Raw genomic sequence first — 20,963 nt, forward strand, 5'->3', positions numbered from 1 at the left:
GGAGTAGTTATTTGATCAGGCCGCGCTCACGCAGCGAGGACAGCGCCTCGTCCAGGATGACCGCGCCCTCGGCGTCGCTGCGCCGCTCCTTCACGTAGGCCAGGTGGGTCTTGTACGGCTCGGCCTTCGGCGGAGCCGGCGGGTTGGCCTCGTCCTGCCCGGCGGGGAAGCCGCAGCGCGGGCAATCCCAGGTCTCCGGGACCGACATACCGGGCTCCTCGGCGAAGCTGGGCCGGGTCTCGTGCCCGTTCGCGCACCAATAGGAGACGATGACGCGCGGCGCGGACTCGCCGCGTTCCGCTTCGCCCATCGGGCCTGCACCGACGCGGCTGCCTCGGATGGCGTTACCACCGGCCATGAATCTGGTCCTTCCTGAAAAGACTGACGGGGGAGGTCAGGACTGGAACCGGACGATCAGACCCAGGCCGAGGATCGCGACGATCCACAGCAGGCCGGCGATCACGGTCAGCTTGTTGAGGTTCTTCTCCGCCACCGACGAGCCGGACAGGCTGCTCGAGACGCCACCGCCGAACATGTCGGACAGGCCCCCGCCCTTGCCCTTGTGCAACAGGATCAACAGCACCAGGAACAGGCTGCTGATGACGACGAGCGCCTGAAGCGCGATCCGGAGAATGTCCACGGGGAGAAAGGATACCTTCCGCTTCAGGCGGCTCCGCCGTGGTGCGCCTGGAAGCGCGCGATCGCGGCGAACTCGGCCGGGTCGAGCGAGGCGCCGCCGACGAGTGCGCCGTCGACATCCTGCTCGGCCATGATGCTCGCGACATTGCCGGACTTCACCGACCCGCCATACAGCACCCGCACACCGTCGGCGAGCTTCGCGTCATACAGGTTCGCGAGCTCGCCGCGGATCGCCGCGCAGACCTCCTGCGCGTCCTGCGGGGTGGCGACCTCGCCGGTGCCGATCGCCCAAACCGGCTCGTAGGCGATCACGATCGACTCGGCCTGGCTCGCCGGCACCCCGTCGAGCGCTGCGCGCAGCTGGGCGAGCACGTGCTCGACCTGACGACCCTCCTTGCGGACCTCCAGCGGCTCGCCGACGCACAGGATCGGCGTCAGGTCGTTCTTGTATGCCGCCTTCACCTTGCTCGCCACGACCTCGTCGGTCTCCTGGTGGTGCTCGCGCCGCTCGCTGTGCCCGACCACGACATAGGTGCAGCCCAGCTTGCGCAGGAAGACGCCGGCGATGTCACCGGTGTAGGCGCCCTCGTCGTGCGGCGACAGATCCTGGGCGCCGAGCTTGAGCTTCAGCTTGTCGCCGTCGATGAGGGTCTGCACCGAGCGCAGGTCGGTGAACGGCGGGATCACCGCCACCTCGACCGCCTCGAAGTCGTGCCGCTTGTCGCGCAGCGTCCAGTCCAGCTTCTGCACGACCACGGTGGCCTGCAGGTGGTCCAGGTTCATCTTCCAGTTGCCCGCGATCAGGGCAGTTCGCTTGTCCGCCAAGGGTTTTCCTAATCCTCGAGCACGGCCAGGCCCGGGAGCGTCTTGCCCTCGAGGTATTCCAGGCTCGCGCCACCGCCGGTGGAGATGTGGGTGAAGTCGTCCTCGGCGAAGCCCAGCTGCCGCACGGCCGCGGCCGAGTCGCCGCCGCCGACGACAGTCGTCGCGCCGGCCTTCGTGGCCTCGGCGAGGGCCTGCGCCACCGCCTTCGTGCCGGCGGCGTAGGGCGCCATCTCGAAGGCGCCCATCGGCCCGTTCCAGAAGACCGTCTTGGCACCGGCGATCTTCTCGGCGAACGCGCGGGCCGAGTCGGGTCCGATGTCCAGCCCCATCCGGTCGGCCGGTATGGCGTCCGCGGCCACCACCTCGTGGTCCGCGTCGGCCGAGAACTCGGTCGCGGCGACGATGTCGGTCGGCAGCACGATGTCGACGCCGCGGTTCTCGGCCTCGGCGAGATAGCCCCGCACCGTCCCGACCTGGTCCTCCTCGAGCAGGCTCTTGCCGACCTCGTGGCCCTGCGCCTTGAGGAAGGTGAAGACCATGCCCCCACCGATGAGCAGCAGGTCGGCGGTCTTCAGCAGGTTGTCGATGACACCGAGCTTGTCGCTGACCTTCGCCCCGCCGAGCACGACGGCATACGGCCTCCGGGGCTTGGTGAGCCGCTGCAGCACCTCGACCTCGGACTGCACGAGACCGCCGGCCGCCTGCGGGAGCCGCTCGGCGACGTCATACACGCTGGCCTGTTTGCGGTGCACGACACCGAAGCCGTCGCTGACGAAAACGTCTGCGAGAGAGGCCAATTCGTCGGCGAAGTCACCGCGCTCGGTGTCGTCCTTGCTGGTCTCCCCCGGGTTGAACCGCAGGTTCTCCAGCACCAGCACCTGACCGTCCTGCAGCGCCGCAACTTTGGCCTTGGCGTCCTCGCCGACGGTGTCGGTCGCGAACTGCACCGGCGCGTCGAGCAGCTCGCCGAGCCGCCGGGCGACCGGCTTGAGGGAGTATTTGTCCTCCGGCGCGCCCTTGGGGCGGCCGAGGTGGGCGCACACGACGACCCGGGCGCCGGCCTCGGTCAGCTGCCGAATGGTCGGCACCGAGGCCACGATCCGGCCCTCGTCGGTGATCGTGTCGCCATCGAGCGGGACGTTCAGATCGCTGCGCAGCAGCACGGTGCGGCCGCGCAGGTCGCCCAGGTCGTCGATCGTGCGCATCGCGGCTCAGAGGTCCTTGCCGACGAGCGCGACGAGGTCGACCAGACGGTTGGAGTAACCCCACTCGTTGTCGTACCAGCCGACGACCTTGACCAGGTTGCCGTTCACCTTGGTGAGCTCGGCGTCGAAGATGCACGAGGCCGGGTCGGTCTCGATGTCCTTGGACACGATCGGGTCCTCGGTGTAGGTGAGGTAGCCCTTGAGGGCGCCCTCGGCGGCCGCCTTGACCGCGGCGTTGACCTCTTCGACCGAGGTCTCCTTGGCGGCCTCGAAGGTGAGGTCGGTCGCGGAGCCGGTCGGGGTCGGCACGCGCAGGGCGTAACCGTCGAGCTTGCCCTTCAGCTCCGGCAACACCAGGGCAACCGCCTTGGCGGCGCCGGTGGTGGTCGGCACGATGTTGAGCGCGGCGGCGCGGGCGCGACGCAGGTCCTTGTGCGGACCGTCCTGCAGGTTCTGGTCCTGGGTGTAGGCGTGGATGGTGGTCATCAGGCCCTTTTCGATGCCGAGGGCATCGTTGAGGACCTTCGCCATCGGCGCCAGGCAGTTGGTGGTGCAGGAGGCGTTGGAGATGATCGTGTGCGCCTTGGGGTCGTATTTGTCGTCGTTGACGCCCATGACGATGGTGATGTCTTCGTTCTTCGCCGGCGCGGAGATGATGACCTTCTTGGCGCCGGCGTCGATGTGCGCCTTGGCCTTGGTCGCGTCGGTGAACAGACCGGTCGACTCGATGACGACGTCGACGCCGAGGTCCTTCCACGGCAGCTGCGCCGGGTCGCGCTCGGCCAGGCTGCGGATGAGCTTGCCGTCGACCTCGATGCCGCCGTCGACGACCTTCACCTCACCGTCGTAACGCCCGAGGATCGAGTCGTACTTCAGCAGGTGAGCCTGGGTCTTGTCGTCGCCCAGGTCGTTGAACGCGACCACCTCGACGTCGGCACCACTGTCCTTGATGGCGCGGAAGAAGTTACGACCGATGCGGCCGAAGCCATTGATTCCCACACGGACGGTCACGGCGGACACATCCCTTCCTTGAGGTCTTGCGGAACTGTCGGCTCCGACCCTAGGACATGACCCGCGGGTAACCGAAAGCCGCTCAGCCGTCGAGCAGGTCCGGCGACAGATTCGCCTTCGTGCTCGGTATGCCGAGGTCGTCGGCCCGCTTGTCGGCCATCAGCAGCAGCCGCCGGATGCGGCCGGCGATGGCGTCCTTGGTCATCGGCGGATCCGCAAGTGCCCCAAGCTCTTCCAGGCTTGCCTGCTTGTGCTCCAGGCGCAGGTGCCCCGCCTCGCGCAGGTGGTCGGGGATCTCGTCGCCGAGAATCTCCAGCGCGCGCTCGACCCGGGCGCCGGCGGTCACCGCAGCGAGGGCGGAACGGCGCAGGTTGGCGTCGTCGAAGTTGGCGAGCCGGTTGGCGGTCGCGCGCACCTCACGCCGCATCCGCCGCTCCTCCCACTGCATGACGCAGTCGTGGGCGCCGAGCCGGGTGAGCATCGCGCTGATCGCGTCGCCGTCGCGGATCACCACCCGGTCCACTCCCCGCACCTCGCGAGCCTTGCTCTGTATGCCGAGCCGCCTCGCCCCACCGACCAGCGCCAGTGCCGCTTCGGGTCCGGGGCAGGTGACTTCGAGTGAGGAGGAACGTCCGGGCTCGGTGAGCGAGCCGTGCGCGAGGAAAGCACCGCGCCAGGCCGCCTCGGCGTCGCACATCGAGCCGTTGACCACGCGCGGCGGCAACCCGCGCACCGGTCGGCCGCGGGAGTCGATCAGGCCGGTCTGGCGGGCGAGGGCCTCGCCCTCGTGGACCACGCGCACGACATACCGGCTGCCCCGACGCAGCCCGCCGGCGCTCATGACGAGCACCTCCGGGCGCATGCCGTAGAGGTCGGTGACCTCGTGGTGCAGCCGACGTGCGGCGTTGGCGGTGTCGAGCTCGGCCTCGATGACGATCCGGCCACCGACGATGTGCAAACCACCGGCGAACCGCAGCACCGCGGCCACCTCGGCCTTGCGGCAGCAGGTCTTGCTGACAGTCACCCGGCTGAGTTCGTCCTTCACCGCTGCCGTCATCGCCATGCGCGACATCCTCTCATCGTTTCGTCCCGGCCGCCGATGGGTGGGGTGTCACCCGATCACATCGCGGTAGGCCGCCGCCAGCCGCAGCGGGTCGTGCGTGCCCGGGTGGTCGGGGTCGGCGACGGGCAGCAGGTGCACCTGGGCTCCGACGGTTTCGGCGGCGGCGCGCAGGCTGTCCTCGTCCTCCACCACCCGCGGGTCGGCGAGCACGACGTCCAGGTGCAGGTCGGGTGCGTGCTCGCGCAGCACCTGCACGTGGTCAGCGGGCGTAAACCCTTGTGTCTCACCGTCATTCATCACGACGTTGAGCGTGAGAATGCGGCGGGCCGGCGTCGAGATCAGCGCCTCGCGCAGGTGCGGGACCATCAGGTGCGGCATCACCGAGGTGAACCACGAGCCGGGGCCGAGCACCACCCAGTCGGCGTCGAGCACCGCGTCGACCGCCTCGCGACAGGGCATCGGCGGGTCCGGTTCGAGCCGCAGGTTGAGCACCCGGCCGGGGGTGGTCGCGACCGTCACCTGACCCACCAGCTCGCTCACCTCGTCGGGGCGGTCGGGGTCGGCGCCGCGCACGTCGGCGCGGATCTGCAGCGGCTCCCCCGCCATCGGCAGCACCCGGCCACGGGCGCCGAGCAGACGCCCGACCAGGTCGAGCCCGGCGATCGGGTCGCCCAGCAGGTCCCACAGCGAGGCGATCAGCAGATTGCCGAGCGCGTGACCGCCGAGCGGGCCATCGCCGGCGAACCGGTGCTGCAGCGCATCGCGCCACTGCATGCCCCACTCGGAGTTGTCGCACAGTGCCGCCAGCGCCATCCGCAGGTCGCCGGGCGGCAGGATGTCGAACTCGCGCCGCAGCCGGCCGCTCGAACCGCCGTCGTCGGCGACGGTGACAATCGCGGTGATGCGGTCGGTGACCAGCTGCAGCGCCTGCAAGGACGCCGCCAGGCCGTGTCCGCCGCCGAGCGCCGCCACCGCCGGGCGCCGGCTCATGCGCGACCCTTCGGTGCCGGTGGAAAGGCTCCCCGCGAAGTATCGGAGCGAGGCACGAGCGGAGAACTTCCCTCACTGCTCATTCGGGGTCCCCGCGAAGTATCGGAGCGAGGCACGAGCGGAGAACTTCCCTCACTGCTCATTCGGGGTCCCCGCGAAGTATCGGAGCGAGGCACGAGCGGAGAACTTCGTGGGGTGTTTTTCATTCGCGTCCTAGATCGCGGTGGACGACGATGGCGCGGGTGCGGTCGCCGTCGCCGATGCGGTCGGCGAGGGCTTCGGCGACGGCCACCGAGCGGTGCTTGCCGCCGGTGCAACCGACGGCGAGCGTGACGTAGGACCGGCCCTCGCGCAGATAACCGGCGGTCATCGGCTCGAGCAGGGCGAGCACCCCGTCGACGAACTCTTGGGCGCCGGGCTGACCCAGCACGAAGTCGGCCACCACCTCGTCCTGGCCGGTGAACGGTCGCAGCGCCGGATCCCAGAAGGGGTTGGGCAGGAAGCGCATGTCGAAAACGAGGTCGGCATCCAGCGGTATGCCGTATTTGAACCCGAACGACATCACCGCGATCCGCAGCTCCGGCAGGCCTTCGGAGCCGAGCAGTTGGCGCACCTTGGCGGTGAGCTGGTGCACGTTGAGGCCGGAGGTGTCGATCAGGATGTCGGCGTTCGCGCGCAGGTCACGCAGCCGTTCCCGCTCGGCGAGGATGCCGTCGAGCAACCGTCCCTCGCCTTGCAGCGGGTGCGGCCGGCGCACCGACTCGAACCGTCGCACGAGCGCCTCGTCGGTGGCGTCCACGAAGACCACCGAGGTGCGCCAGCCGAGATCGCGCAGCCGGTCCATGCCCTCGCGGAAGTCGGCGAAGAGGGACCCGGCCCGCACGTCGACGACGGCGGCCAGGTTAGGGCGCTCCTGCGGTGGGATGCCCTGCAGCAACTCGGCCATCGAGCCCAGCAGCTGTGGCGGCAGGTTGTCGATGACATACCACCCGCGGTCCTCGAGCACATTGGCCGCGGTGGTGCGGCCGGCACCGCTCATCCCGGTGACGACGACCAGCTGCGGATCGGGGCGAACTGCTTCGCTGGTCATCGGCTCACTCCTGGTCGAGGACTTCTCCGGTGGTCAGGTTGACGGCGGGTGCCTGGTCCCCATCTTGGCCCACGGCTGCCGCGATGGTTGCGGCGAGTCCGGGACCGATGCCCGGGACCTGCGCGATGTCCTCCGCGCTGGCGGCCCGCAACTTCTTCACGCTGCCGTAGCGCTTCAGCAGTGCCCTGCGTCGGGCCGGGCCGAGCCCCGGAATCTCGTCGAGCACCGAGGTGGTCATCGCCTTGGATCGCCGCTGGCGATGGAAGGTGATCGCGAACCGGTGGGCCTCATCCCGAACCCGTTGCAAGAGGTAGAGCCCCTCGCTGGTGCGCGGCAGGATGACCGGGAAGTCGTCGTCGGGCAGCCACACCTCTTCCAGGCGCTTGGCCAGGCCGACGACGGCGACATCATCGATGCCGAGCCCCTGCAACGCGCGCGCTGCCGCATCAACCTGGGGCTTGCCGCCGTCGACGACGACGAGTTGTGGCGGATAGGCGAACCGGCGCGGCCGCCCGGTGCGCTCGTCGATCGGCCCGGAGGGAGCATCGTCATCACCGGTCGGCAGCGCCTGATCATCGGCGGTGACATCCTGCGGCTGACCCTCGCCGTCGCGCTCGGCCAGATAGCGGCGGAACCGCCGGGTGAGCACCTCGTCCATCGCGGCGGTGTCGTCCAGGCGCAGCTCGCCGTCCTCCCCGGGCGTGCCCCGCACGATGAACTTGCGGTATTCGCCCTTGCGCGGCAGGCCGTCCTCGAAGACCACCATGCTGGCGACCACATTGGTGCCCTGCACATGGCTGACGTCATAACACTCGATCCGCAGCGGCGCCTCGTCGAGCCCGAGCGCCTCCTGCAGGTCCTGCAGCGCCTGGCTGCGCGCGGTGAGGTCGCCGGCGCGCGCGACCTTGTGCCGGGCGAGCGACTGGCTGGCATTGCGGGTGACGGTCTCCATCAGCGTCTTCTTGTCCCCGCGCTGCGGCACCCGCAGGTCGACCCGCGAGCCCCGCCGTTCGGCCAACCAGGCCGCGACGGTGTCCGGCTCGGTCGGCAGCACCGGGACCAGCACCTCGCGAGGTACGCCGGAAGGTGACTCGTCGCCATACACCTGCAGCAGCAACCGTTCGACGACCTCGGCCTGACCGAGATCGCCCTCGGCCTGCTTGTCGACCACCCAGCCGCGCTGGCCGCGCACCCGGCCGCCGCGCACGTGGAAGACCTGGACGGCCGCCTCGAGATCGTCGTCGCTGATGCCGAAGACGTCGGCGTCGGTGGCGTCGCCGAGCACGACCGCGGACCGTTCGAGCGCCTTGCGCAGCGCCTGGAGGTCGTCCCGGCGGCGGGCAGCGGTCTCGAAGTCGAGGTCGGCGCTGGCTTGCTTCATCTGGGTTTCGAGGCGCCGGACGAAGCGGGCGGTGTCGCCCTCCATGAACGCGCAGAACTCCTCGGCGATCTCCCGGTGCTCGTCGGCGTCGACCCGGCCCACACAGGGCGCCGAGCATTTGTCGATATAGCCGAGCAGGCAGGGACGGCCAACCTGGCCCGCGCGCTTGAAGACACCACTGGAGCAGGTGCGCATCGGGAAGACGCGCAGCAACTGGTCGAGCGTCTCGCGGATCGCCCAGGCGTGCGCGTAGGGCCCGAAATAGCGCGTGCCCTTGCGCTTGGCGCCACGCATCACCTGCGCCCGAGGGAACTCCTCACCCATCGTGACGGCGAGATAGGGATAGGACTTGTCGTCGCGGTATTTGACGTTGAACCGCGGGTCAAACTCCTTGATCCACGCGTATTCGAGCTGCAGCGCCTCGACCTCGTTGCGCACGACCGTCCACTCGACGCTCGCTCCGGTCGAGACCATGGTCGCCGTCCGCGGGTGGAGGGCCGCGATGTCTTGGAAGTATGACGAGAGCCGGCTGCGCAGCGACTTGGCCTTGCCGACATAGATGACCCGGCCGTCCTTGTCCCGGAAGCGGTAGACACCGGGGTCGACCGGGATCGAGCCGGGCGCGGGGCGATAGCTGGACGGATCGGCCACGTGGGGTCAGGAAATGATCAGGTTGGCACCGCTGCGGGTGACCTTGCGAGCGGCGAGCGGCTGGGTCGCTGGACCGTTGAGCACCGAGCCGTCGCGGATGCTGAACTCGCTGCCGTGGCAGGGGCAGACGATCTTCTGACCCTCGACCGAACTCACCGAGCAGCCCTGATGGGTGCACACGGCCGAGAACGCCTTGAACTCCCCGGTCGCCGGCTGGGTGAGCACAACATTGGCGGCGGTGTCGATATAGCCCCCGCCGTCGGGGACCTTGCTCGCCGGCACCGGCGCGGCGGTGGAGGACGTAGCGCTGCCGGTGGGCTCGGGCAGACCCGTGCCCGTCGCGGTGGCGCCGCCGTCGCTGCCGCCGCACCCGGCGAGCGTCGCTCCGCCGAGCACACCGGCTGCGGCGATGCCCGCGCCGCCGAGCACGCTGCGCCGCGGGGTCTTGTCCTCAGCAGTCATCTCATCGTCCTTCCCGTGCCGGTGTCGTTCCACCCCATCATCTCGCGTCGCGCGTGGCCGTCAGCCGGTGCGTCGCTCCTGTCGCGCGGTCGCCGGTTTGGCCGCCGCCCGCTGAGCGGTCGTCTTCTTCGCTGCGCTCTTGGTCGCCGTGCCTCGCTTGGTCGACCGCTTGCCAGGAGACGTCGTGGCCGGAGTGGCGCGCCGCGTGGACGGCCGGGCGCCCGCCGATCCGAGCAGCGGCTTCAGGAACTGACCGGTGTAGCTCTCCGGCACGGCCGCGATCTCCTCAGGGGTGCCGGCGGCAACGACGGTGCCGCCCCGGTGACCGCCCTCCGGGCCCATGTCGACGATCCAGTCGGCCGACTTGATCACGTCTAGGTTGTGCTCGATGACCAGGACGGTGTTGCCCTTGTCGACCAGCCCCTGCAGCACGCCGAGCAGCTTGCGGATGTCCTCGAAGTGCAGGCCGGTCGTCGGCTCGTCCAGGACGTAGATGGTGCGACCGGTCGAGCGCTTCTGCAGCTCCGAGGCGAGCTTGACCCGTTGCGCCTCACCGCCGGAGAGCGTCGGTGCCGGCTGGCCGAGTCGGACGTAACCGAGGCCCACGTCGACCAGGGTCTCCATATGCCGGGCGATCGCCGGCACGGCGGCGAAGAACTCGCGCGCCTCCTCGATCGGCATATCGAGCACGTCGGCGATCGTGCGGCCCTTGAAGTGCACCTCGAGCGTCTCCCGGTTGTACCGGGCCCCGTGGCAGACCTCGCACGGCACGTAGACATCCGGCAGGAAGTTCATCTCGATCTTGAGCGTGCCGTCACCGCTGCACGCCTCGCACCGACCGCCCTTCACGTTGAAGGAGAACCGGCCCGGCTGGTAGCCACGGACCTTCGCCTCCTGGGTCTCGGCGAACAGTCGGCGGATGTGGTCGAAGACGCCGGTGTAGGTGGCCGGGTTGCTGCGCGGCGTGCGCCCGATCGGGCTCTGGTCGACGTGCACGACCTTGTCGAGCTGATCCAGACCCTCGACGGTGCGATGCCGGCCCGGCACGTGCCGGGCACCGTTGAGCTGGTTGGCCAGCACGTTGTAAAGGATCTCGTTGACCAGCGTGGACTTGCCCGAGCCGGAGACTCCGGTGATCGCCACCAGGTTGCCGAGCGGGAAGCTCACGTCGACATCGCGCAGGTTGTGCTCGCGCGCGCCCCGCACGACGACCTCGCGGCCGTCCTGCGGGCGGCGCACCGGCGGCACCGCGATCGCCCGGCGTCCGGCGAGATAGTCGCCGGTGATCGAACGGTCGTTGGCGAGCAACTCCCTGACCGGGCCGGAGTGCACGACCTCACCGCCGTGCTCCCCCGCGCCGGGTCCGATGTCGACGACCCAGTCGGCGGTCGCGATGGTGTCCTCGTCGTGCTCGACCACGATCAGAGTGTTGCCGAGATCGCGCAGCCGGGTGAGGGTGTCGATCAGCCGGTGGTTGTCGCGCTGGTGCAAGCCGATGGACGGCTCGTCGAGCACATAGAGCACGCCGACCAGCCCGGACCCGATCTGAGTGGCCAGCCGGATGCGCTGCGCCTCGCCACCGGACAGCGTGCCGGCCGCTCGGTCGAGGGACAGATAGTCCAGACCGACGTCGAGCAGGAACCCGAGCCGGGCGTCGATCTCCTTGATGACGCGCTCGGCGATCTGCTGCTCCCGCGCGGTGAAGTCGACGGTCGACAGGAAGGTCGCCGACTCCGAGATCGGCAGCGCGCACACCTCGGCGATCGACCGGCCGCCGACGAGCACCGCGAGGCTCTCCGGCTTCAGCCGAGTGCCGTGGCAGGCCGGACACGGCACCTCGCGCATGTACCCCTCGTAGCGCTCGCGGCTCCAGTCCGACTCGGTCTCGGCGTGCCGCCGCTTGATGAACGGTATGACGCCCTCGAAGCCCGTCGTGTAGCTGCGCTCCCGCCCGTAGCGGTTGCGGAAGCGCACGTGCACCTTGTGGTCCTTGCCGTGCAGCAGCGCCTCCTTGGCGCGCTCCGGCAGCGACCGCCAGGGGGTGTCGAGCGAGAACTTCAGGTCGTCGCCGAGTGCGCCGATCACCCGCAGGAAGTAGTCGGAGGACGAGGCGCCCTGGGCCCACGGCAGGATCGCGCCCTCGGCGATCGACTTGTCCTCATCCGGTATGACGAGCTCGGGGTCCACCTCCAGCTCGGTGCCGATGCCAGTGCACTCGGGGCAGGCGCCGAACGGGCTGTTGAAGGAGAACGAGCGCGGCTCGATCTCGTCCATCGCGAGTGGGTGGTTGTTGGGGCAGGCCATCTTCTCCGAGAAACGACGCTCGCGGCCCGGGCTGCCCTCCTCCTCGTCGACGAAGTCGATCAGCAGGATGCCGCCGGCCAGGCCGAGCGCCGTCTCCACCGAGTCGGTCAACCGCTGCTTGCCGCTGCGGTCTTGCGCGCCGCGCGCCACCAGCCGGTCCACGACGACATCGATGCTGTGCTTCTTCTGCTTGGCGAGGGTCGGCGGCTCGGCGAGCGAGACCACCTCACCGTCGACGCGGGCGCGCGAGAAGCCCTTGGTCTGCAACTCGGCGAACAGGTCGACGAACTCACCCTTGCGCTCGCGCACCACCGGCGCGAGCACCTGGAAACGGGTGCGGTCGGGCAGCTCCAGCAACTGGTCGACGATCTGCTGCGGCGTCTGGCGCCCCACCGGCTCGCCACAGATCGGGCAGTGCGGACGACCGGCGCGCGCATAGAGCAGCCGCAGGTAGTCGTAAACCTCGGTGATCGTCCCCACGGTCGAGCGCGGGTTGCGGTTGGTCGACTTCTGGTCGATCGACACCGCGGGCGACAGCCCCTCGATGAAGTCGACATCCGGCTTGTCCATCTGCCCGAGGAACTGGCGAGCGTAAGCCGACAGCGACTCGACATACCGCCGCTGGCCCTCGGCGAAGATGGTGTCGAACGCGAGCGAGGACTTGCCCGAACCCGACAGACCGGTGAAGACGACGAGCGCGTCGCGGGGGATGTCGACGCTGATATTGCGCAGGTTGTGCTCACGGGCACCGCGCACACGCAGGTGGTCGTGAGTGGGGCGCGCCGTCACGGAGGACGAAGTCTTGGCAGGCACACAGAACATGCTAGGTCGGCCCACCGACAGGGTCCCTCACGGGCGGCGACCGACGTCATAGTCTGCGTGGTTATGGCCGAATCCAACGACGTGCCCATCGAGGAATACGCGATCATCGGCGACACCGAGACGGCGGCGTTGGTGAGCCGGCGAGGGTCGATCGACTGGTTGTGCGTGCCCCGGTTCGACAGTGCCTCGTGCTTCACTGCACTGCTCGGCACCCCCGAGCACGGCCGCTGGCTGCTCGGCCCGACCGGCGAGGCCACCAGCACCCGCTCCTATCGCGGGAACACCTCGATCCTGGAGACGATCCACACCACCGCGACCGGCACGGTCAAGGTCACCGACCTGATGCCGCTCGGCATGGAGCGGGCCGACATCGTGCGCATCGTCGAGTGCCTCGAGGGCGAGGTCGAGATGGAGCACGAGTGGATCGTGCGGTTCAACTACGGCCGGGTGCGGCCCTGGGTGTCGCACAACGCCGCGACCACCAACCGCCCCGAAGCCACCGTCGCCATCGCGGGGCCGGACATGCTCGTGCTGAGAGGCACCCGGAGGCCGCACGCCGTCGACGGCCGGCATACCGACACCTTCACCATCCGCGCGGGCGAGACCGAACGCTGGAGTCTCAACTGGTTCTCCTCCTGGAAGGAGATCCCGCCGCCGACCGACGTCGACCTGCGGATCTGGCGCACCACCGAGACGTCCGAGGCCTGGGCGGCCCGGTGCGATTACGAAGGTCCCTACCGCGAGGCGGTCGTGCGCTCGATGCTCGTGCTGCGGTTGCTCACCGACACCCGCCGCGGCGGCATCGTGGCCGCCCCGACGACGAGCCTGCCGGAGGACTTCGGCGGCGTGCGCAACTGGGACTACCGCTTCTGCTGGCTGCGCGACGCCTCGCTCACCCTGGAGGCCCTCCTGGCGGTCGGCTTCGAGGAGGCCAGTCCACTCTGGCGCGACTGGCTGATCCGGGCGATCGCCGGCGACCCCGAGGACATGCAGATCATGTATGCCGTCGACGGCGGCCGCCACCTGCCCGAGCGCGAGCTGCACCACCTGCCGGGGTATGCCGACTCGCGGCCGGTCCGCGTCGGCAATGGGGCGGTCGACCAGCGGCAGACCGATGTCCTGGGCGAGGTGATGATCGCGATGCACGACGCGCGGGTGCGCGGCGTCGCTGACAACGAGCACAGCTGGGCGGTGCAACGCGCCCTGGTCGAAAACCTCGCCGGCCACTGGGACGAGCCGGACAACGGCTTGTGGGAGATCCGCGGCCCCCTGCGGCATTTCACCCACTCGCGGGTGATGGTGTGGGCGGCCTTCGACCGGGCGGTCCGCGCGGTCGAGGAGTTCGACCTCGAGGGACCGGTCGACAAATGGCGCTCGCTGCGCGACCAGGTGCGGGCGGAAGTGCTCGCCAAGGGATTCAACAGCCAGATCAACTCGTTCGTGCAGCACTACGAGACCACCGAGGTCGACGCGAGCCTGCTGCTCATCCCGCTGGTCGGCTTCCTGCCCGGTGACGACCCGCGGGTGATCGGCACGATCGAGCGGATCGAGCAGGACCTCATGCGCGACGGGCTGCTGCTGCGCTATCGCACCGAGGCCGGGGTGGACGGTCTGCCGGGCAACGAGCACCCTTTCCTCGCCTGCTCGTTCTGGCTGGCGTCGGCCTATGCGATGGCCGGCCGCATCGACGATGCCCACGAACTCATGCGCCGGCTGCTCGATCTGCGCAACGATGTCGGTCTGTTGTCCGAGGAGTACGACCCCGAGAACAAGCGCATGGTGGGCAACTTCCCCCAGGCGTTCAGTCACCTCACGCTGGTGACCGCGGCGGTCGCGATCGCCCGGGCCGAACGTGCCGCACGACACCGCAGCCAGTGAGAGGGTTCCGCCCATGACGTATGACGGCAAGGTCGCCTCCGGCGGCCCCGCCCAGACCCGAGACGTCGGCAACGCGAGGATCAGCAAGCTGAGCGTCGGTCCGATGGACAACAACGTCTACCTGATCTCCTGCAAGGCGACGGGCGAGGCACTCCTCATCGACGCCGCGGCGGACTGGCCGCGAATCCGCGACCTGGTCGCCTCCAGCGGGGTCGCCGTCGTCGCGCTGGCGACCACCCACCGCCACAGCGACCACACCGGCGCGCTGCAGGACGCGGTCGATGCCTGGCACCCACGCACCTATGCCGGCCGGGACGACGCAGCGCACCTGCCGGTCGAGGCGGCATACCCGATGGACGACCGGGACGGCTTCACGGTCGGGCGGGTGGACTTCGCGATCAGCGCAGTGCGCGGACACACGCCGGGGTCGATCGCGATCTCCTTCGTCGACGCCGACGACGAGCACCACCTCTTCACCGGCGACTCGCTCTTCCCGGGCGGGGTTGGCGCCACGAATCACTATGACTACCAGTCGTTTCCGCAACTGATCGACGATGTCGAGGCGCGGTTGTTCGGCCGCTTCGACGACGACACCTGGGTCTACCCGGGGCATGGCGCGGACACGACGATCGGCACCGAGCGGCCGCAGTTGCCACAGTGGCGGGAGCGGGGCTGGTGAAGACGCACGGCCGATTCTCTGGTGGTATGGACCAGTGATCGCCGAAGCCGTCGTCAGCGTCCCCGTCACCCAGCTGTGGTCCTCACCAGAGGCACCTCGTCCGGTCGATCAGCCGGTGCTCGCCGACGCGCCCGACCATGCCTCCTGGCTGGCGGCGATGGACGCCGTCCCGGACACCGATCCCGCCAGCCGCCTCGGCTTGGACGACCGCTTGCTCACCGAACTGCTCGAAGGTGAGCCGGTCACCGTCCAGGAGACGGTCGCCGGGTGGTCGCGGGTGACCTGTCCGTGGCAGCCCAGCAGCCGGGACGAGGCGGGCTATCCGGGCTGGATCCGCACCGCACACCTCTCCTCGGCGGCCCCACCAGCCGACGCGCCGGCCGGCATACCCGCGCCGGAGGTGACCGGCACGGACCTGGTGGACACCGCTCGGCGGCACGACGGCCTGTCCTATCTGTGGGGTGGCCTGTCCCCGGCCGGCCTGGACTGCTCCGGGCTGGTGCACCTCGTGGCGCGCGATCTCGGCTGGACCGTGCCCCGCGATGCGCACGACCAGGCCGAAGCGGCGACGCCGGTGCCGGTTGACCAGGTGCAACCCGGTGACCTCTACTTCTTCGCCCGACCCGGCCGCTCGATCCATCACGTCGGCTTCGTGGTGCAGCCCGGGGTGATGTTGCACGCGCCGCAGACCGGCGCGGCCGTCGTTGAGGAGGAACTGTCGGACGCCCGCCGCACGACGCTGGTCAGTGCGGGTCGTATCGCCCCCACTCAGTGAGGACATCGCACCCCGCCGCGACCGGACCGCTGCTGGTCCTCGCGGCCGTCGTCTCCGTGCAATTCGGTGGTGCTCTCGCCGCCACCCTCATCCCGGTCGTTGGTCCGGTCGGCAGTGTCGCGCTCCGGCTGGCGATCTCCGCCCTCGTGCTCGGCGTCATCGCCCGGCCCGCGCTGCGCGGCCGCTCCCATCGAGACTGGCAGGTGGTCCTGGCGTATGGCGCGACGCTCGCCGCGATGAACCTGAGCTTCTACGCGGCGCTGGAGCGCCTGCCGATCGGTGTCACGGTGACGATTGAGTTCGTCGGGCCGCTGGTGCTCGCCGCCTGCCTGTCGCGCAGCGCCCGTGACGTGATCGCGGTGCTCGCCGCCGCGGCGGGGGTGCTGCTGATCTCGGGAGCGGTGTCGACCCCGTGGTCCCAGCTGGACGGGGTCGGCATCGGTCTGGCGCTGCTCGCGGGAGCGCTGTGGGCGGCATACATCCTGACGAGCGGGTGGACGGGTGCGCGCTTCGCCGACCTGGACGGCCTGGCAATCGCATTGTGTGTCGGGGCGGTGGTGCTGACGCCGATCGCGGTCGCGCTCACCGGCTCCCGGCTCTGGCACGGCGAGGTGCTGCTCAAGGGGCTGGGCATCGCGATGCTGTCCTCGCTCGTGCCCTACTCGCTGGAACTCATCGCGCTGCGCCGGCTGCCCGCTCGCGTCTTCGGGGTGCTGCTGTCACTGGAGCCAGCGGCTGCCGCTCTGGCCGGGTTGCTCGTGCTCGGTCAGCGGTTGTCCGGCCTCGAGCTCGCCGGAATGGCGCTCGTGGTCGCCGCCAGCGTGGTGATCATGAGCCACCGGCGCGGCGCCGCAGCCACCGCCCCCGCCGAGACCGGCTGAGCGGCACCGCCACCCGGCCCGCACTCAGCCCTCCCAGCCGGCGGGTCGGCGAGACTTGGGGAGCTTTTCCACCACCAGGCGGTATGACGTGTCGATCGCTTCGAGGATCTCTTCGTCGCTGATGGCGCCGCCCATGGTCAGGGTGTTCCAGCCGTTGCGGCCGATATACGGCATGACCGCAGCGTCCTGCGGATAGGCCCGCAACCATTCATCGGCCTCTTCGCGGGTGACTCCGCATTTGACGCCGACAGTCCGCGCCCCGCCGAAGCAGAAGATCTTGGCGTCGACCTTGGCGACCGTGTCGCCCTCCCACGGCTCGTCCGGCCAGGCGCCCGGCTTGGCCAGCGCGTGGTCGAGCGCCTCGCCGGGCTTCATGTGCCGGCCCCGCTCACCGCCCGCAGCGGCGCGCTCGACCCGGGCTTCACTTGGTCGCCTCGGTCATCTGCCGCAGCTCCTTCTTGAGCTCGCCGAGCTCGTCCCGCAACCGCGCGGCGAGCTCGAAGTGCAGATCCTGGGCCGCCTGGTGCATCTGGTCGGTGAGCTCTTGGATCAGGCTGGCCAGGTCGGAAGCCCCAGCCCCTGCGAGCCGCGACGCGCCGACCACGACAGTGGCATCGGCCGATGCCGCGCCGCGACCGCCGCGGCCACCCTTGCCGCGCGACTGGCTGCGGCCGCTGCCCATCAGCGAGTCGGTGTCGGCGTCCTCGCGCTGGAGCATGTCGGTGATGTCGGCGATCTTCTTGCGCAACGGCATCGGGTCGATGCCCTTGTCGCGGTTGTAAGCGATCTGCTTCTCGCGCCGCCGATTGGTCTCGTCGATCGCATCCTGCATCGAGGGGGTGACCCGGTCGGCATACATGTGGACCTGCCCGGACACATTGCGGGCCGCGCGACCGATCGTCTGGATGAGCGACCGGGTCGAGCGCAGGAAGCCCTCCTTGTCGGCATCCAGGATCGACACCAGCGACACCTCGGGCAGGTCGAGACCTTCGCGCAGCAGGTTGATGCCGACCAGCACGTCAAACTCCCCGAGCCGCAACTCGCGCAGCAGCTCAACGCGGCGCAGGGTGTCGACCTCGGAGTGCAGATAGCGCACCCGCACGCCCTTCTCGAGCAGATAGTCGGTCAGGTCCTCGGCCATCTTCTTGGTCAGCGTGGTGACCAGCACCCGCTCGTCCTTGGCGGTGCGCTCGTTGATCTCGTGCAGCAGATCGTCGATCTGGCCCTTGGTGGGCTTGAGGATGACCTCGGGGTCGACGAGCCCGGTCGGCCGGATCACCTGCTCCACGAAACCGTCGGATTTGGCCAGCTCGTAGTCACCGGGCGTCGCCGACAGATAAACGGTCTGGCCGATGCGCTCGAGGAATTCCTCCCACTTCAGCGGCCGGTTGTCGACCGCCGACGGCAGCCGGAAACCGTGGTCGACGAGCTGGCGCTTGCGGGACATGTCGCCCTCGTACATCGCGCCGATCTGCGGGACGGTCTGGTGCGACTCGTCGATCACCAGCAGGAAGTCCTCGGGGAAATAGTCGAGCAGCGTGTTGGGCGCCGATCCGGCGGCACGACCGTCGATATGCCGCGAGTAGTTCTCGATGCCGGAGCACGATCCGACCTGGCGCATCATCTCGATGTCGTAAGTGGTGCGCATCCGAAGCCGTTGTGCCTCAAGGAGTTTGCCCTGCCGCTCAAACTCCGCCAACCGGTCGGCGAGCTCAAGCTCGATGCCCTTGATCGCCCGCTCCATCCGCTCGGGGCCGGCGACATAGTGCGAGGCGGGGAAGACATACATCTCCTCCTCCTCGCGCACGACCTCACCGGACACCGGATGCAGGGTGTAGAGCCGCTCGATCTCGTCGCCGAAGAACTCGATGCGCACCGCGAGCTCCTCGTAGACCGGGATGATCTCGACCGTGTCGCCGCGCACCCGGAAGGTGCCGCGGGTGAAGGCCAGGTCGTTGCGCGTGTATTGCATCTGCACGAATCGCCGCAGCAGGTCGTCGCGATCGATGCGGTCACCGACCTTGAGCTGCGCCATCCGGTCGACATACTCCTGCGGCGTGCCCAGACCGTAGATGCACGACACGGAGGCGACGACGACCACATCCCGGCGGGTCAGCAGCGAGTTGGTGGCGCTGTGCCGCAGCCGCTCGACCTCGTCGTTGATCGAGGAGTCCTTCTCGATATAGGTGTCGGTCTGCGGGATATACGCCTCGGGCTGGTAGTAGTCGTAGTAGGAGACGAAGTACTCAACAGCGTTGTGCGGCAACAACTCTCGAAACTCATTGGCCAACTGCGCCGCCAGCGTCTTGTTGGGCGCGAGCACCAGCGTCGGCCGCTGCACCTGCTCGATCAGCCACGCGGTCGTGGCCGACTTGCCGGTGCCGGTGGCACCGAGCAACACGACATCCTGCTCCCCCGCCGTCACTCGACGGGCCAGGTCGGCAATGGCGGTCGGCTGGTCGCCGCTCGGGGAGAACTCCGACACCACCTCGAAGGGCGAGACGGTGCGCTGCAGGTCCGTGGTCGGTCGCATATCCCTACCGTAAGCGCCAGCACCGACAGCCTTGTTCCCGAAGGCGACGGTCCCGCCATACTGTCCGGATGGACCCGACCCACCCGATCCTCGCGGGATTGCGCCGCCCGGAGCGTTATGCCACCGGCCCGGACGTGCTGCGCGAGTTGCGGCGGGTGATCGTCTCGGGCCAGGTGGTGCCGGGCACCTTCGTGCCGGTCGACGACGTGGCGGCGTTCTTCCAGGTCAGCCGGATCCCGGTCCGTGAGGCGCTCAAGACGCTCATCGGCGAGGGGCTGGTCGCCCACGAGCAGCGGGGTGGCTACACCGTGACGTTGCTGTCCGCCGAAGAACTGTCCGAGCTGTATGTCGTCCGCGGGGCTCTGGAGGCCGCCGCCACAGCCGCTGCGGTCCGCAACGCGCGGGCGGCGGACGATCGCCGGGCGCGGGAGGCCCACGACACCCTCGGTGCGGCGATTGCGGACGGCGACGCGGCGGCATACCAACGGCACAGTCGCGGTTTCCACGAGGCGCTCCTCTCCTCGTGCGGGATGCCGCGCCTGCTGCACATGCTCGAGGTGGCGTGGAATCTCACCGAGCCGATGCAGCCGATGACGCTGCTCGAGCCCGGGCAGCTGTCCGAACTGCACGCCGAGCACCAGCAGATGCTCGATGCCTTCCTGGCCCGCGATGCCGATCGCCTCGCCCAGCTCAGCGCGCAGCATCAGGGGCATCTGACGACCTACGTCGAGGGCGCCACTCAGCCCGGGGCGTGAACCTGCTGTGTCCCCTGCGGCGCGGCGATCTCGGCGAGCTCGACCGGCCGGTGTTCGTGCCGAGAGATCTCGCACGCCTCGGCGATCCGGAAGGCCTGCAAGGCATCGGCCACCGTGCACGGTGAAGGCATCCGCCCGGCGGCCACCTCCACGAAGGCCGCGAGCTCGGCGCGGTAGGCCGGCTCGAACCGCTCCATGAAGGTGGTCTTCACCGGACCTGCGGGCCACGGCAGGTCGCCCTCGGCTGAGCGCATGACCAGGCTGTCGTCCAGCCCCACGCCGAGGCTCGCCCGGCTGCCCATCAGCTCCATCCGCACGTCGTGACCGCCGCCGTTGTAGCGGGTCGCGCTGGCCAGCGCCATCGTGCCGTCGTCGAGGGTGAGCAGCGCGGCGCCGGTGTCGACGTCGTCGGCTTCGGCGAAGAACGCCTCGCCCTGGTTGCCGCCGGTCGCGAACACCGACGCCACCTCACGCCCGGTGACGAAGCGCAGGATGTCGAAATCGTGCACCGAACAGTCCCGGAAGATGCCGCCCGAGGTCGGGATGTATGCCGCGGGCGGCGGCGACTGATCGAAGGTGTTGAGACGGACGGTGTGCAACCAGCCGAGGTCCCCCGCCTGCACGGCGTCCCGCGCCGCGCGGTAACCGCGGTCGAAGCGGCGCTGGAAACCGACCTGCACCGGCACGCTCGCCGCGCGCTCCGCCTCGACCAGGTCGACCGACTCGGCGAGCGTGCCGGCGACCGGCTTCTCGCAGAAGGTCGGCACCCCGGCCGCCAGGCCCGCGCGCAGCAGCGGATCGTGCACCGAGGTCGCGGCCGCGATGACGAAACCGTCGAGGCCCGCCGCGAGCAGCTCCTCCACCGACCCGACGGCACGCACCCCGAGCCGCTCGGCCGCCGCCTCGGCCGCGCCCGGTTGCACGTCGGCGACGACGACCTCGGCCACGCCCGGCGTCTGCGCGAGCGTCGCAGCGTGAAAAGCCCCGATCCGGCCGACTCCGGCCACCCCGATCCGCAT

General features: G+C 69.5%; 19 protein-coding genes. 5 read left to right on the top strand and 14 right to left on the bottom strand.

Going from position 1 to position 20,963, the window contains the following annotated elements:
- Positions 1-7: 7 nt before the first annotated feature.
- The 11 genes from G9U51_RS03810 to uvrA form a co-directional block, all read right to left on the bottom strand.
- Positions 8-358: an RNA polymerase-binding protein RbpA gene (locus G9U51_RS03810; protein ID WP_166193400.1), complete on the bottom strand. Its 351-nt coding sequence runs from the start codon at positions 356-358 to the stop codon at positions 8-10.
- 36 nt (positions 359-394) lie between these two features.
- A complete protein-coding gene (secG, locus tag G9U51_RS03815; RefSeq protein WP_166193403.1) occupies positions 395-640 on the bottom strand; it encodes a preprotein translocase subunit SecG in 246 nt (81 codons plus the stop codon).
- A 23-nt stretch (positions 641-663) separates the two neighbouring features.
- The gene (gene tpiA / locus G9U51_RS03820; protein ID WP_166193406.1) at positions 664-1,464 is read right to left on the bottom strand and encodes a triose-phosphate isomerase; all 801 of its coding nucleotides are present in this window, start codon (positions 1,462-1,464) and stop codon (positions 664-666) included.
- A gap of 8 nt (positions 1,465-1,472) precedes the next feature.
- The gene (locus G9U51_RS03825) at positions 1,473-2,669 is read right to left on the bottom strand and encodes a phosphoglycerate kinase (protein ID WP_166193409.1); all 1,197 of its coding nucleotides are present in this window, start codon (positions 2,667-2,669) and stop codon (positions 1,473-1,475) included.
- 6 nt (positions 2,670-2,675) lie between these two features.
- Positions 2,676-3,680 (bottom strand): type I glyceraldehyde-3-phosphate dehydrogenase, encoded by a 1,005-nt coding sequence (gap, locus tag G9U51_RS03830; RefSeq protein ID WP_166193413.1) that lies wholly within the window; start codon positions 3,678-3,680, stop codon positions 2,676-2,678.
- Positions 3,681-3,762: 82 nt separating this feature from the next.
- On the bottom strand, positions 3,763-4,743 hold the full coding sequence (gene whiA / locus G9U51_RS03835) for a DNA-binding protein WhiA (RefSeq protein ID WP_166193417.1): 981 nt from the start codon (positions 4,741-4,743) through the stop codon (positions 3,763-3,765).
- Between the two features lie 48 nt (positions 4,744-4,791).
- Positions 4,792-5,733, bottom strand: a complete 942-nt coding sequence (locus G9U51_RS03840) for a gluconeogenesis factor YvcK family protein (protein ID WP_166193420.1) — start codon at positions 5,731-5,733, stop codon at positions 4,792-4,794.
- 202 nt (positions 5,734-5,935) lie between these two features.
- The gene (gene rapZ, locus G9U51_RS03845) at positions 5,936-6,823 is read right to left on the bottom strand and encodes an RNase adapter RapZ (protein WP_166193423.1); all 888 of its coding nucleotides are present in this window, start codon (positions 6,821-6,823) and stop codon (positions 5,936-5,938) included.
- Between the two features lie 4 nt (positions 6,824-6,827).
- A complete protein-coding gene (gene uvrC, locus G9U51_RS03850) occupies positions 6,828-8,855 on the bottom strand; it encodes an excinuclease ABC subunit UvrC (RefSeq protein ID WP_166193426.1) in 2,028 nt (675 codons plus the stop codon).
- 6 nt (positions 8,856-8,861) lie between these two features.
- Positions 8,862-9,317 (bottom strand): Rieske (2Fe-2S) protein, encoded by a 456-nt coding sequence (locus G9U51_RS03855; protein ID WP_166193429.1) that lies wholly within the window; start codon positions 9,315-9,317, stop codon positions 8,862-8,864.
- 60 nt (positions 9,318-9,377) lie between these two features.
- Positions 9,378-12,443 carry an excinuclease ABC subunit UvrA gene (uvrA, locus tag G9U51_RS03860; RefSeq protein WP_166193879.1) on the bottom strand — a complete coding sequence of 1,022 codons (3,066 nt, stop codon included), beginning with the start codon at positions 12,441-12,443 and terminating at the stop codon, positions 9,378-9,380.
- Positions 12,444-12,506: 63 nt separating this feature from the next.
- On the opposite strand from uvrA, the gene G9U51_RS03865 reads away from it, so the two are divergent.
- From G9U51_RS03865 to G9U51_RS03880, 4 genes are read left to right on the top strand one after another with little or no spacing between them, the layout of a single operon-like run.
- A complete protein-coding gene (locus G9U51_RS03865) occupies positions 12,507-14,321 on the top strand; it encodes a glycoside hydrolase family 15 protein (RefSeq protein WP_166193432.1) in 1,815 nt (604 codons plus the stop codon).
- 13 nt (positions 14,322-14,334) lie between these two features.
- A complete protein-coding gene (locus G9U51_RS03870) occupies positions 14,335-15,000 on the top strand; it encodes an MBL fold metallo-hydrolase (protein ID WP_166193435.1) in 666 nt (221 codons plus the stop codon).
- Positions 15,001-15,034: 34 nt separating this feature from the next.
- Complete coding sequence (locus G9U51_RS03875; RefSeq protein WP_207947989.1) at positions 15,035-15,775, top strand: C40 family peptidase; 741 nt, start codon at positions 15,035-15,037, stop codon at positions 15,773-15,775.
- Complete coding sequence (locus tag G9U51_RS03880; protein WP_166193441.1) at positions 15,772-16,656, top strand: EamA family transporter; 885 nt, start codon at positions 15,772-15,774, stop codon at positions 16,654-16,656. The genes G9U51_RS03875 and G9U51_RS03880 overlap by 4 nt, the downstream gene beginning before the upstream one ends.
- A gap of 24 nt (positions 16,657-16,680) precedes the next feature.
- Here G9U51_RS03880 and G9U51_RS03885 read toward each other — a convergent pair whose 3' ends face one another.
- Together G9U51_RS03885 and uvrB are read right to left on the bottom strand one after the other, a co-directional pair.
- On the bottom strand, positions 16,681-17,031 hold the full coding sequence (locus G9U51_RS03885) for an MmcQ/YjbR family DNA-binding protein (RefSeq protein WP_166193444.1): 351 nt from the start codon (positions 17,029-17,031) through the stop codon (positions 16,681-16,683).
- A gap of 46 nt (positions 17,032-17,077) precedes the next feature.
- On the bottom strand, positions 17,078-19,189 hold the full coding sequence (gene uvrB, locus G9U51_RS03890; protein ID WP_166193447.1) for an excinuclease ABC subunit UvrB: 2,112 nt from the start codon (positions 19,187-19,189) through the stop codon (positions 17,078-17,080).
- Positions 19,190-19,257: 68 nt separating this feature from the next.
- Here uvrB and G9U51_RS03895 point away from each other — a divergent pair, with 68 nt between their 5' ends.
- Positions 19,258-19,944, top strand: a complete 687-nt coding sequence (locus G9U51_RS03895; RefSeq protein ID WP_166193450.1) for a GntR family transcriptional regulator — start codon at positions 19,258-19,260, stop codon at positions 19,942-19,944.
- Here G9U51_RS03895 and G9U51_RS03900 read toward each other — a convergent pair.
- Positions 19,929-20,963 carry a Gfo/Idh/MocA family protein gene (locus G9U51_RS03900; protein ID WP_166193453.1) on the bottom strand — a complete coding sequence of 345 codons (1,035 nt, stop codon included), beginning with the start codon at positions 20,961-20,963 and terminating at the stop codon, positions 19,929-19,931. The two genes, G9U51_RS03895 and G9U51_RS03900, sit on opposite strands and share 16 nt — an antisense overlap.

The sequence above is a fragment of the Metallococcus carri genome (genome assembly GCF_011440275.1).
GTDB lineage: Bacteria > Actinomycetota > Actinomycetes > Actinomycetales > Dermatophilaceae > Metallococcus > Metallococcus carri.